Consider the following 13,183-nt stretch of genomic DNA (forward strand, 5'->3'; position numbering starts at 1 on the left):
CTGAAAACCGCAAGTAGCGTCAAGTAATTTTACTTGTCTGCTTCTGCGTTTTCTGTTTCTTCTTCTTTATCCAAGCCTTCGGCAAATAAACCATACACATATTTCTGAGGGTCAAACGGCTGCAGATCATCCATCTGTTCGCCAAGGCCGACAAATTTCACAGGGATATTCAGTTTGCTGCGAATCGCCAAAACGATCCCGCCTTTTGCCGTACCGTCCAATTTTGTCAAAACAATGCCGGTTACATCCGTCGCTTCTTTAAACATTTGGGCTTGAACCAAGGCATTTTGGCCAGTTGTAGCATCCAGTGCAAGCAGCACTTCATGAGGAGCTCCCGGAATTTCGCGTGAAATGACGCGATATACTTTTTCCAGCTCGTTCATCAAGTTCACTTTGTTCTGCAAGCGCCCTGCTGTATCACAGATCAAGACATCAACGCCGCGTGATTTGGCAGCACGGACCGCGTCGTACATAACAGCTGCCGGATCGGACCCTTCGCTTTGTTTGATCACGTCAACGCCGACGCGCTGGCCCCAAATATCCAATTGTTCAATTGCGCCGGCACGGAATGTATCGCCCGCAGCCAACAGCACTGATTTCCCTTCATTTTTCAGGCGATGCGCCAATTTGGCGATGGTCGTCGTTTTGCCGACGCCGTTGACGCCGACAAATAAGATGACCGTCAAATCATCTGCGAATTTAAGTTCATTGATTTCCTCTTCACCGGCTTGGTAGATTTCCACTAATTTCTCGGAAATAACCGACTGTACCGTGGAAGTATCTTTGACGTTCTTGCGCTGCACTTCATAGCGCAGCTGATCCATCAATTCCATCACGGTATCAAATCCAACATCCGCCTGAAGCAGGATATCTTCTAATTCTTCAAAGAAATCTTCATCCACTTTGCGGTACTTCGCCACTAAATCATTGATTTTCGAAGTGAAGCCGGTGCGAGTTTTGGTTAAGCCTTCTTTATATTTTTCGGTCGACTCTTCAGCCTCCGGATTTCCTGCAAATTTATCTTTTAGCTTTTTAAAGAAACTCATGTAACCACTCCTTTTATAGTTCTTCCTGCAGTTTAACAGAAACCAATTTTGAAATCCCTGATTCCTGCATGGTGATGCCGTATAAGACGTCTGCGCCTTCCATTGTGCCTTTGCGGTGCGTAATGACGATGAATTGCGTGTCTTCGCTGAATTTCTTCAAATACTGGCTGTAGCGGACAACATTCGACTCATCAAGCGCTGCTTCCACTTCATCCAGCACACAGAACGGCACCGGACGGACTTTCAAAATCGCAAACAATAAGGCAATCGCTGTAAGAGCCCGTTCCCCGCCTGACAAGAGACTCAAATTTTGCAGTTTCTTGCCAGGAGGCTGTGCGATGATTTCGATGCCGGTCATCAGCAAATCGTCCGGATCGGTCAACACCAGATCTGCTGCACCACCGCCGAACAACTCCTTAAAGACGCGCTGGAACTGTTGCCGGATTGCATGGAACGTATCATCAAAACGGCTCGTCATTTCTTCATCCATTTCACTGATGACGGTGCGCAGCGTTTCTTTCGCTTCGTTCAAGTCGTTGCGCTGCTCCGTCAAGAAGCCGTGGCGTTCGGAAACATGTTCGAACTCTTCAATCGCTCCGATGTTGACCGGCCCTAATTCTTCGATGGATTGCTTCAACAATTTCACTTTTTTGCGGACAACCGATTCTTCATCTGCCAATTCATAGGCTTTCGCTTCTTCGAGCGTAATTTGATAGTTGGTTTCCAACTGCGCAAGGAAGCTTTGGATTTGAACTTCAACGCGCGTCGATTTCACTTCACATATGCGGATGGCTTCTACATAGCCTTTGTAAATGCGCTGCATTTCTTTCAATTGTTCTTCCAGCGCAGTCATTTCGGCATGGCGCTCCGTACGCTCCTGCCGCAATTTCTGGGTGGTTTCCTGTTCAAGCACTTTCTTTTCCGTCCATTTAGCGATTTCCTGGATAATTTCTTCATCGGAGTAGACTTTCGTTGCCTCTTCTGACTGGATCCATTGGAGCTCTTTTTGGATTTCTTCCAGTTTGCGGTCGCTTTTCAATTTCCGCTCAAGAAGTTCCGATTCGCTCCGCATCAACTGGGCAACCCGTTCTTTCATGACCGCGAGCTGGGATTTTTGGTCCGACAGCTTGCCCAGCACCAAATCGCGCGCCGATTCGTTTTGCTGTTTGAACTGCGTCAATTCCTCTATATGTTGGGAAATGGCATCCAGTTCCCCGCCGATTTCATCTAGCCGTGCAGCCGCCGCTTCTTTTCTTGATACCACCGAAGTCAAATCAAAATCCCGGTTTTTACGTTCTGCTTGGAAAAGCAGGAACCGGTCTTTCGTCGTTTTCAGTATGGCTTCAATTTCTCTTAGCGTCATGGCACGCTCGGATTCCAAGTCGCGGTATTTTTCACCTTCAGAACGAAGATTGTTTAACCGTTGTTCCTTGGCATGCACTTCGGCTTGTTCTTTTTGGACCGTTTTCTCCGCATTTAAAATCGTTTCCGCCAGTTCTTTCGATTGGGCAATCAATTGTTCAAGCTCTGCTTTGCGGGTAAAGAAAGAAGCCTGGGATTTGCTCGCTCCCCCGGTCATCGATCCGCCGGCATTGACCACATCGCCATCCAATGTGACGACGCGGTAACGATTCATTGTCAGTTTTGCAATTGCAGAAGCACCTTTCAAATCGGATGCAATGATGACGTTTCCTAACAGATTTTCAATGATCATGCCATAAGCCGCATCATAGCCAACCAATTCATATGCCATTTTGACAAATGACGGATGCTTTTCAATCGAAGCGATTGTCTGTCCAGAAATTTTTCTGGATTTCATCACGCTCATCGGCAGGAAAGTCGACCGGCCAGCGCGTTTATTGCGCAAAAACTCAATGGCTTCACGTGCATGCTGTTCCGTTTCTGTCACGATGTGCTGGCTGGCTGCACCAAGCGCCGTTTCAATCGCCTTGGCAAAGCCCTGTTCTACTTGAACGATTTCCGCGACCGCTCCGACAACCCCGTTTAATTGGCGTTTATCACGTGCAACGAGCACTTCCCGCACCCCTTGGAAAAACCCGGAAAAGTCCGCTTCCAGTTCTTGAAGCGTGTCCACGCGTGCATTTAATTGTTTCTGGGACTGATACGCCTGGAAAAGCATCGATTGCTTTTTATCAAAGGCTTCTTTCATGTCCCGGAAGGAAATTTCCGTTTCTTTGTACAAAGCCCTCTTGTCTGCAAGCAATTTTTGGATTTCATCCATTTTCTGGTCCGCTGCGGCTTTTTCCTTCTCCAGCTTAGCGATTTCCGCTGTAAAGTCTGCTTGCTGCACGGCGATCCGGCTGCTCGAAGCAGACAATTGCTGCTCCTGCAAGCCGATGTTTTTCAGCTCGTTTCTTACAGTTGCCTGCTCGTTCATCAACTCGATGTATGTCGATTTCTGGCTTTCGATATCGTTGTCGATATCAGCCGGCGTCCGGTTCAGCTGCTCTTCCAGCAATTTGATGCTTTGGCGGATGGAAAGCTGCTCCGCTTTTTGTTCTTCCAGCAAAGCGGATTGTTCGCTGTATTTCTTATCCAGAAAATCGTTTTCTGCTTTTTCCGCTTCCAGGCTGTCCTGCAATTGCTGGGCTTGGCGGTGCGCATTGCTTTTTTTCTCAGACATCAGCAATTTGCGGCCTTCCCATTTTTCGCTCTCGCTGCTGGCTTCCACAAGCTGGTTCTGCGATTTTTCAATCTGATGATCCAATTTGGACAAGGCAGCCCGTATGCCTTTAACGGCTATTTCTTTTTCATCGATCTCTGCCGCTAATTCTTTTTCTTTTTCTTCATGCGACGCCGTCTCTGAAGACAGCGCAGACAGTTCCTCTTCAAGCGCTGTCAAATCAAATGCCAGCAAAGCAATGTCTGCGTCTTTCAATTGTTCATTCATATCAATATAATCTTTTGCAGCTGAAGCCTGAATCTGCAGCGGCTCCATGCGCCCGTCCAGTTCATGCAAAATATCCAGAACCCGGTTTAAGTTTTCATCGGTTTCGTTTAATTTCACTTCGGCTTTTTTCTTGCGCTGTTTGTATTTCAGCACGCCTGCCGCTTCTTCAAAAATCGAACGGCGTTCATCTGCCTTGCTGTTGAGGATTTCATCCACCCGGCCTTGCGAGATGATGGAAAAAGCTTCTTTTCCAAGGCCCGAATCCATGAATAAATCCGTTATATCTTTCAATCGGCAGTTTTGCTTGTTTAGCAAATAAGCGCTTTCGCCACTTCGAAAAACCCTCCTCGTTACGCTGATTTCGCTGTAATCGAGAGGGACTCTGCCGTCTGTATTATCCAAAATTAAAGTTACTTCCGCAAAATTAAGGGGTTTACGCGAGTCACTGCCAGCAAAAATAACATCTTCCATTTTTGCGCCCCGCAGGGATTTTGCCGATTGTTCGCCGAGCACCCAGCGGATGGCATCTGTTACATTGCTTTTGCCGCTTCCGTTTGGCCCGACAACAGCCGTTACGCCCGGCACAAAGTCAATGCCGATCCGATCGGCAAAAGACTTGAATCCCATGACTTCTAATCGTTTCAAAAACATGTTCTAATCCTCCATTGCTTCCTGCAATTTTTGGATTGCCAGCTGTGCGGCTTGCTGTTCAGCCTCTTTTTTGGACCGGCCATTCCCGATGCCAAGTTCTTGATCAGCCAGCGATACCCGTGTGACAAAAATCCGGCTATGTGCAGGCCCTTTTTCATCAATGATTTCGTATATTAATGCGCCGTTGTTTTTTTGCTGAACCAATTCCTGCAATTGGCTCTTATAATCCATCACATGCGAAAAAGCACCGGTGCCTACTTTCGGAAACAAAACGACTTCCAAAAATTTGACCACTGGCTCCATTCCCTGATCTAAATACAAAGCCCCGATATACGACTCGAAAACGTCGGCGAGGAGTGCTGGGCGCGTACGTCCGCCCGTTTGTTCTTCGCCCTTCCCAAGCAGGATGTATTTGCCGAAATTAAGTTCATTGGCAAACAACACAAGCGACGGTTCACAAACGATGGCTGCACGCAGCTTCGTCAACTCGCCTTCGCTCATTTCAGGGTATTTTGCATACAAGAAATGGGATACCGACAACTCCAATACTGCATCCCCCAAAAATTCGAGGCGCTCGTTGTCCGTGTAATGTCTTCTTCGATGCTCATTCACATAAGATGAATGGGTAAAGGCTTGGTATAGCAGTGCAGGGTTTTTAAATTCGATATTCAGCTCTTTTTGCAGCTGTTCAAAAGCCAAGCGTGCGCTTTCTTTGATTGAACCCGGCTTTTGCGGGTTTGGTTTCTTTTTCATTGCCATTTATAATCTGCCTTCCTTTGACGTTCTTCCTTTGATTTTACCTGTTTTCAGTGGATAGTGCAAAAAGAGAATCGGCGCACAGCCGCTTTGGATAAGCGATTGTGCGCCGATTAGTGGTATTAAGTGTTGGAAACGACTAACAACGGCCGCTTCCGCTTTTCGCATTGTCCAGCTTCAGCGCCTAGACCCTCGAGGTCTTAAGCCAGTCCACCTGCACGGCACAAAACGCCGCTTCGGTGAACCGCCTTAAGCTTGTCGGGTCTTTACAGGCGCTTCCGCTTTTCGTTGATTATGCTTGTTTCTTTTCGATATATGTTACTGCGTCTCCTACTGTTGCCATACCTTCAGCGTCTTCGTCAGAGATTTCCATATCGAATTCATCTTCAAGTTCCATAACCAATTCAACTACGTCTAATGAATCTGCACCAAGGTCGCCTGTGAATGAAGCTTCAAGTTTAACTTCGCTTTCTTCCACACCTAGACGATCCACGATTACTTTAGTTACGCGCTCTAATACTGTTGCCAATGCCGTCACCTCCCCTCAAATCAGTATACAGAATTTCTTGTTACATGACCATGCCGCCGTCAAGATGAAGCGTTTGCCCTGTCATGTACGAAGCTTCATCTGAAGCTAAGAACAGTGCAGCTTTTGCCACTTCTTCGGCTTCCCCGAAACGTCCAAGAGGAATTTGGGCAAGCATGGATTTTTGAATGTCTTCGTTCAATTTGTCTGTCATGTCGGTCGTAATAAACCCGGGCGCGATGGCATTCGCCGTAATGCCGCGGCTTGCAAGTTCACGAGCCGTCGTTTTTGTCAGCCCGATGACGCCGGCTTTCGCTGCTACATAGTTCGCCTGTCCGGCATTCCCCATGACCCCGACGATCGAAGAAATATTGACAATCCGCCCTGAACGCTGCTTCATCATTTGGCGGGTAACCGCTTTTGTGCAGATAAAGACGCCTTTCAGATTGGTATTGATGACATCATCCCACTCGTCGTCTTTCATGCGCATCATCAGATTGTCGCGCGTAATCCCTGCGTTGTTTACCAGGATATCGACGGATCCAAAAGCATTCATCGCTTCGTCCACCATCGCTTTTACCGCTTCTGCATCCGATACATTGGCTTTTACTGCAATCGCTTCTCCGCCACCAGCTTGAATTTCCGCGACTACTGCTTCCGCTTTCTCCTGGCTGCCGCTGTAATTGACGACTATTTTCGCGCCGGCACCAGCCAATTTGCGGGCGATTTCCGCGCCAATTCCGCGCGATGCGCCCGTCACAATGGCTGTTTTTCCTGTTAACGTGGTCATTTTGACAGCTCCTCTACCGCTTTTTCAAAGGATTCCAAATCGAAGACCGGCAAAGTCTGCACCGACCGATCGATTTTTTTCACTAATCCGCTTAGCACTTTGCCCGGACCGACTTCTACAAACACCGTTACGCCGAGGTCGATCATTTCACGGACCGATTGCTCCCAAAGAACCGGGGAATACAATTGGCGCACCAATAGTTCCTGGAACTGGGAAGCGTGCGTTTCGCTTTTCGCCGTTACGTTGGTCACCACCGGAATCTCAGCGTCTTCCAGAAAAGCGTTGCTTAACACTTGAGCAAGATCTTGGGACGCCGGGCGCATCAATTCGGAATGGAATGGACCGCTGACATCCAAGGGAATTGCACGTTTCGCTCCGCGTTCTTTGGCGAGCGCACACGCTGCTTCGACACCTGCTTTCGTGCCCGAAATGACAATTTGCCCCGGGCAGTTCAAATTGGCGAGCTGGACGACACCGGTTGAATCCGTTACTTCATTTGTCACTTTTTCCAGCGTTTCGCTGTCCATGCCGAGAATGGCTGCCATGGCGCCTTCTCCTGCCGGCACGGCTTCGTTCATAAACAAGCCCCGTTTATGGACAATGTCGACCGCTTTCTCGAATGGCAGTACACCTGAAGCGACTAATGCACTGTATTCACCGAGGCTGTGGCCAGCCGTGTAGTCCGGTTTAATGCCTGCTCGGTTCAACCGTTCGGTGATCATTGCGCTCACAGTAAGGAGCGCAGGCTGTGCATGATATGTAAGCGTCAAATTTTCCTGCGGCCCTTCAAGCATCAATTGGGATAAATTAACGCCAAGCGCTTCATCGGCGTCATTGAAATATTGGCGGCTCTTTTCATCAGCGAGGAAAGTTTCGCCCATACCAATTGCTTGGGAACCTTGTCCTGGATAAATAAAGGCAATTTTAGTCATTTGGGTTCTCCTTTTTCAACGTACTGTAAATCGTGCCGGTTACATCATATTCGACCATGGTCCGTGTCTGGCGGATGGCGTTGAATAAGGCATTCGCATTAGAAGAGCCGTGGGCTTTGATGACTGGGGCTTTCAGCCCGAACAATCCGGCGCCTCCGTACTCGCTATAGTCCAGCATGCCTTTCAGGCCGTTCAAATCATTTTTCACTAAAAGCGCAGCCAGTTTTGTCTTCGTGGATGACATAAAGACATCTTTAATCATCGCAAAGACATTCATCGCGGTGCCTTCAATCGTTTTCAACACCATGTTTCCAGTAAAGCCGTCCGTCACAACCACATCCGCAGCACCGTTCAGCAAATCACGCGATTCCACGTTGCCGATAAAATTCACAGGCGCTTCTTTCAGCAACGGAAAAGCGGCCTTCGTCAAATCGTTGCCTTTTTTCTCTTCCGTGCCGATATTGAGTAAGCCGACTGTCGGATTTTGGATGCCCCGTACTTTTTCGGCGTAAATGCTGCCCATTACTGCATACTGCACAAGATGCTCCGGACGCGCTTCGGCGTTTGCGCCCATATCAAGCATGACAAATCCTTTGCCATCAATTGTCGGCAAGGTTGGAGCCAATGCCGGACGGTCTACACCGTCAATGCGCCCAACCACAAATAGCCCAGCTGCCATCAGTGCACCGGTATTGCCGGCAGAAACGCAAGCATCCGCACGGCCGTCTTTCACGGCTTGAGCCATCTGGACCATCGATGCCCCTTTTTTTCGGCGCACTGCGCGGACAGGATCATCCGTTGCTTCAATAATTTCCTCGCAATGGATCACATTCAGCCGCTCGTGCTGTTTTAAAAAAGGCTGCATTTTTTCCTGGTTGCCATAAAGCTGCACCGATATATCGCCAAACTCTTCCAGCGCCTTATAGACCCCTTCAATAATCTCTTTCGGGGCATTGTCGCCGCCCATTCCATCTACTGCTATAATCACTTTTCGTCACCTTCACTTTGTTCCGTCATGCGGTACATCTCAAATGTACCGATAAATACAGTCGCCAAATCCACCGATGAAACGACTTTTACGTATGCCCGGTTTTTCTCGGGATTGCGGTCGACTACCTGGGCTTTCGCCACTACCCGCTGGCCGGCTGTCACCGGACGCAGGAACTGGAGTTCCGACTTAACCGTCAGCGCCAGTTCATCGTTCATCACCGCTACAGCAAGAGAGTTTGCCTGGGCAAATAAATGGTGTCCCCGTGCAATCTGGTTGCGCTGGAAAACGTGTTCCGGTTTCACATCGAATATCGAAATGGCCCGTTCATCGAGTTCAATATCTATAATTTCACCGATGACTTCGTCAATCGGCAAAGATTTCACTTCATCTTCAAATGTTTTGACGGCCACATGTTTGATACGCTCCCGCAACTCCGGAATTCCGAGTTCCATGCGGTCAAGACGGATCGTCTGGACGCTGACATCAAACTTGGTAGACAGCTCGTCATCTGTGACAAATGGATTGTCATTGATGGACTCTGTCAACGCACGCTGCCGCTCTTTTTTTGGTTTCCTCACTCTGTCACCGCCCGCTATTAGCACTTGGTACTAATATGAGTATATAAATAACAAAAAAAGAATGCAAGGATTATCTGAATCCCGCATTCTTAATCCAGCCTTCCTGCAGCAAGCGCTCCTGATTCTTCCAGGTGCTCACGCAGGCATCTGGTTTCATCGCCTGTCCAAAATTCATCGCTGTTGACCAATGCTTCTGCGTCCCGTCTGGCAGTTTCCAGCGCCCGGTAATCATGGACAAGGTCCGCCATTTTAAATTCCGGCACACCGCTTTGCTTGCGTCCGAAGAAGTCGCCCGGTCCGCGCAGCTGCAAATCTTTCTCAGCCAAAACAAAGCCGTCATTCGTTTCCGTCATGGAAGCCATGCGTTCTTTCCCAATTTCGGTTTTCGGATCCGCCAGCAGCACACAATAAGACTGGTCGCTGCCGCGTCCAACCCGGCCCCTTAATTGATGAAGCTGGGACAACCCGAACCGCTCAGCGTCATAAATCAGCATGAACGTCGCATTCGGCACGTTGACCCCGACTTCGACAACCGTAGTGGAAACCAGAACTTCAATTTCGCCTTCGGTGAACGAACGCATCGTTTCTTCTTTTTCGTCCGAAGACAACCGTCCGTGCATCAGACCGACTGTGTGCTTGCCATGAAAATAAGTTGATAACTGCTGGAACAGATCTACCGCATTCTGGTAATCCAGTTTGTCGGATTCCTCGATCAACGGGCAGATGACATACGCCTGCCGCCCGGCAGCCAGTTCTTTTTCCATGCGGCTGACGATTTTTCCGAACATATCCTTTTTCATCCAGAATGTCTGAATTTCTTTTCGACCGACCGGCATCTCGTCAATCACGGATACATCCATTTCGCCAAAAGCGGAAATCGCCAATGTCCGCGGAATTGGGGTAGCGGTCATGAACAGGACATCCGGGTTATACCCTTTGTCTTTTAAAACCCGGCGCTGGTCCACGCCAAAACGGTGCTGTTCGTCGGTAATGACCAGCCCCAGCTTCTTGAACCGGACATCGGGTTGAATCAGGGCATGGGTACCGATCAAAATATCAATTTCGCCAGCCGCCAGCTGTTCCTGGATCAGCTGGCGCTTTTTGCCTTTAACCGATCCGGTCAGCAATGCAATATTCACCGCAAAAGGCTGGAACCATTGCGCTAGTGTATTGGCATGCTGTTCCGCCAGGATTTCAGTCGGAGCCATCAATGCCCCTTGCTGTCCGGCCGTTACAGCCGCATACAACGAAATTGCTGCGACAACCGTTTTACCGGATCCCACATCGCCCTGCAGCAGGCGGTTCATGCGGAAAGGCTCTTTTAAATCCCTGCAGATTTCATTGACCACCCGTTTTTGGGCATCGGTCAAATCGAACGGCAAGGTCTCAATAAACTGTTTTAAGCGGTCCAAGTCATAATCGATGAATGAACCGCCTTCTTCTTCACGGGTCTTTTTGCGCAAGGCCTGCATCTTTAATTGGAACATCAAAAGTTCTTCATAAACAAAGCGGCGCCTTGCCTGTTTCAGTGCTTCCCCGTTTGTCGGAAAATGGACCCATTCCAGTGCGTCTTCGATGGACGGCAAATGGTATTTGGTCCGGAACCTTTCAGGCAGGCAGTCTTCTATATCGCCTTTTGCCAGATCAAGCGCTTGCCGCATCAGTTTCCGGAAAGTTTTCTGGAAAATGCTTCCCTTCAAACTATAGACAGGTTCAAAGTCGGCTCCGTCTGTCCGCGGTCCGATGGTATGGTTGGACACCGTAATGACTTGGCGCCCGCGATCCCATTTTCCGGTCAAGGTCACTACTTCACTGATCCGCAGCTTCGCTTTTACGTAAGGCTGGTTAAAGAAAATCGCTTTGATCAAATGGCGGCCGACCATCACTTGTACAGTCGTACGCGATTTGTTTTTCCCTAAAAAAAGGACGGAAGGTTCGCTTTCGACCCTTCCCTCCACAGTCACCCGTTCATTATGCGGCGTATCTGCCAAGTCCTTCAGCTGAAAATCTTCATGGCGGTAAGGGAACGTCATAATCAAGTCATGGATCGTCTCGATTTTCATTTCCTGTAAAGTTTCAGCTGCTTGTTTTCCTACTCCTTTTAAAACGGAGACAGGATCTTTACTGCCCACTGCCAACCACGGCTCCGCCAAAGATTTTCGCTTCCAGCCATTTTCCGGTTGGAGTAGCGGCAAGTCCGCCTTTTGCCGTTTCTCTTAAAGCACTCGGCATCGATTGCCCGATTTCGTACATCGCACTGATTACTTCATCGCAAGGAATGCGGCTCGTGACGCCTGCTAAAGCCATATCAGCAGCTACAACCGAGTTGGCCGCGCCCATGGCATTTCGTTTAACACAAGGCACTTCCACGAGGCCCGCAACCGGGTCGCATACCAGGCCGAGCATATTTTTCATCGTAATCGCAAATGCTTCGGAACTTTGTTGAGGCGTTCCACCCGCCATTTCCACGATGGCTGCTGCCGCCATTGCGGCGGCTGAACCGACTTCCGCCTGGCATCCGCCGGCAGCTCCTGAAATCGAGGCATTGTTGGCAACGACAAATCCGAAAGCTCCCGCCGTAAACAAATAACGGATCATTTGCTCGCGCGTCGGGTTCAATTTATTTTTTACCGCAAACAGTGTACCCGGCACGACCCCGGCAGATCCTGCAGTCGGCGTTGCACAGATTGTTCCCATGGCAGCGTTTACTTCATTTGTCGCAACAGCTTTGCTGACCGCGTCCAACAGCAAATCTCCGGACAAGGAATTACCGGACTCCATGTATTTTTGCAGGAGCACTGCGTCGCCTCCTGTTAAACCGGAAACCGAATGTACGCCTTTTAAGCCTTTTTCAACCGCTTCCTCCATGACTGTCAAGTTGCGGTCCATCTGTTTCATGACTTCTTCACGCGGCCGGTCGGTAATCATAATCTCTTGTTCAATCATGATTTCCGAGATCAGCTTGTTTTCCTTCTCAGCGCGTTCAACCAGTTCTCTTACATTGTGAAATAATGGTTCCACTGTATAATCCCCTTTCTCAATCAGCGATCCGCGTCACTTGAGTAATGTTAGGGAGCTCAGCTAGCTCATCCATCACTTCTTTGTCGACGTTTTGATCCACTTCTATTACCATAAGCGCCATACGCCCCTTTTCCTTGCGGGAAACTTCCATATGGCCAATATTGATGTCGTATTTGTATAAGCAGTTTGCCACATTGGCAATGCATCCTGAACGGTCATCATGGACCACTAGTATCGCCGGATGTTCCCCTGATAAACGCAGCGGGAAACCGTTCAATTCCGTGATCTCGATTTTGCCTCCGCCAATGGAAATCCCCATCAGCGACATTTCCGCTTGGTCATCGCCAAGAACAATTCTTGCCGTGTTGGGATGTTCAACATGGCCTGTTTCCGGTATGAACTCAAATTCCATGCCCACTTTTTGCGCTTCTTCAAACGACGTTTTGATGCGCTCATCAAATGTATCGTAGTCAAGCAGACCTCCCACAATGGCGACGTCTGTGCTGTGTCCTTTGTATGTTTCGGCGAATGAACCGTATAAATGGATCTTTGCCCATTTTGGCTGGCGCCCGAATAAATCTCTCGCTACTCTTCCAATACGTGCCGCTCCCGCGGTGTGTGAAGAAGAGGGACCAATCATGACCGGTCCTATGATATCAAAAACAGATTTGAACTTCATTGCCCAAACCCCTTCCCTTCAGTACTTGAATCTCATTTTACATGATATTGCCACAATTAACAAAAATAAAAGGCGCATGCCGAAGCATGCGCCTTTTCCAGGCTGTCGAAAAACATTCCATTTTCTAAGCCACTTCGCTCCAAGTGGACGCTTTCCGCGGGCACGGCTTCAGCCGCTTCCTTCGCTGCGCTCCGTCCAGGGTCTTCAGCTCGTGCTGCTCCCGCAGGAGTCGCCACTTTCCGCTACATTTGAATCACTCTTTCAATAAAGAATTGTTTTTATCAGAAAGAGTAGAAGAGTAA

The 13,183-nt window shown here is 48.9% G+C and carries 11 protein-coding genes; all 11 read right to left on the reverse strand.

Features of this window, described 5'->3' with window-relative positions; all coding sequences use genetic code 11:
- Positions 1-29 precede the first annotated feature (29 nt).
- On the reverse strand, positions 30-1,046 hold the full coding sequence (ftsY, locus tag BLQ32_RS06475) for a signal recognition particle-docking protein FtsY (protein ID WP_036806717.1): 1,017 nt from the start codon (positions 1,044-1,046) through the stop codon (positions 30-32).
- A gap of 13 nt (positions 1,047-1,059) precedes the next feature.
- On the reverse strand, positions 1,060-4,608 hold the full coding sequence (gene smc / locus BLQ32_RS06480; RefSeq protein WP_074509539.1) for a chromosome segregation protein SMC: 3,549 nt from the start codon (positions 4,606-4,608) through the stop codon (positions 1,060-1,062).
- A gap of 3 nt (positions 4,609-4,611) precedes the next feature.
- On the reverse strand, positions 4,612-5,367 hold the full coding sequence (rnc, locus tag BLQ32_RS06485) for a ribonuclease III (protein WP_036806721.1): 756 nt from the start codon (positions 5,365-5,367) through the stop codon (positions 4,612-4,614).
- 289 nt (positions 5,368-5,656) lie between these two features.
- Positions 5,657-5,893 carry an acyl carrier protein gene (gene acpP / locus BLQ32_RS06490; RefSeq protein WP_036806740.1) on the reverse strand — a complete coding sequence of 79 codons (237 nt, stop codon included), beginning with the start codon at positions 5,891-5,893 and terminating at the stop codon, positions 5,657-5,659.
- Positions 5,894-5,933: 40 nt separating this feature from the next.
- Complete coding sequence (gene fabG, locus BLQ32_RS06495) at positions 5,934-6,680, reverse strand: 3-oxoacyl-[acyl-carrier-protein] reductase (protein ID WP_074509541.1); 747 nt, start codon at positions 6,678-6,680, stop codon at positions 5,934-5,936.
- Entirely contained in the window at positions 6,677-7,612 is a 936-nt protein-coding gene (gene fabD, locus BLQ32_RS06500; protein ID WP_074509542.1) for an ACP S-malonyltransferase, read from the reverse strand. Before fabD ends, fabG begins: the two co-directional genes overlap by 4 nt.
- Positions 7,605-8,600 (reverse strand): phosphate acyltransferase PlsX, encoded by a 996-nt coding sequence (gene plsX, locus BLQ32_RS06505; RefSeq protein WP_036806749.1) that lies wholly within the window; start codon positions 8,598-8,600, stop codon positions 7,605-7,607. Before plsX ends, fabD begins: the two co-directional genes overlap by 8 nt.
- A complete protein-coding gene (fapR, locus tag BLQ32_RS06510) occupies positions 8,597-9,181 on the reverse strand; it encodes a transcription factor FapR (protein ID WP_053166435.1) in 585 nt (194 codons plus the stop codon). Before fapR ends, plsX begins: the two co-directional genes overlap by 4 nt.
- Before the next feature lie 89 nt (positions 9,182-9,270).
- Entirely contained in the window at positions 9,271-11,313 is a 2,043-nt protein-coding gene (recG, locus tag BLQ32_RS06515) for an ATP-dependent DNA helicase RecG (protein WP_036807001.1), read from the reverse strand.
- Positions 11,303-12,202: an L-serine ammonia-lyase, iron-sulfur-dependent, subunit alpha gene (sdaAA, locus tag BLQ32_RS06520; RefSeq protein ID WP_036806754.1), complete on the reverse strand. Its 900-nt coding sequence runs from the start codon at positions 12,200-12,202 to the stop codon at positions 11,303-11,305. The genes recG and sdaAA overlap by 11 nt, the downstream gene beginning before the upstream one ends.
- Before the next feature lie 16 nt (positions 12,203-12,218).
- Positions 12,219-12,881 (reverse strand): L-serine ammonia-lyase, iron-sulfur-dependent subunit beta, encoded by a 663-nt coding sequence (sdaAB, locus tag BLQ32_RS06525; protein WP_036806757.1) that lies wholly within the window; start codon positions 12,879-12,881, stop codon positions 12,219-12,221.
- Between the last annotated feature and the right edge of the window lie 302 nt (positions 12,882-13,183).

Origin of the sequence: Planococcus glaciei, assembly GCF_900099655.1 — a bacterium.
Taxonomy (GTDB): Bacteria; Bacillota; Bacilli; order Bacillales_A; family Planococcaceae; genus Planococcus; species Planococcus glaciei.

Bases quoted from the DNA above. Each gene is read 5' to 3' on its own strand.
- fabD (WP_074509542.1), bottom strand. From the start codon at position 7,612: ATGACTAAAATTGCCTTTATTTATCCAGGACAAGGTTCCCAAGCAATT.
- smc (WP_074509539.1), bottom strand. From the start codon at position 4,608: ATGTTTTTGAAACGATTAGAAGTCATGGGATTCAAGTCTTTTGCCGAT.
- fabG (WP_074509541.1), bottom strand. From the start codon at position 6,680: ATGACCACGTTAACAGGAAAAACAGCCATTGTGACGGGCGCATCGCGC.
- rnc (WP_036806721.1), bottom strand. From the start codon at position 5,367: ATGGCAATGAAAAAGAAACCAAACCCGCAAAAGCCGGGTTCAATCAAA.
- sdaAB (WP_036806757.1), bottom strand. From the start codon at position 12,881: ATGAAGTTCAAATCTGTTTTTGATATCATAGGACCGGTCATGATTGGT.
- ftsY (WP_036806717.1), bottom strand. From the start codon at position 1,046: ATGAGTTTCTTTAAAAAGCTAAAAGATAAATTTGCAGGAAATCCGGAG.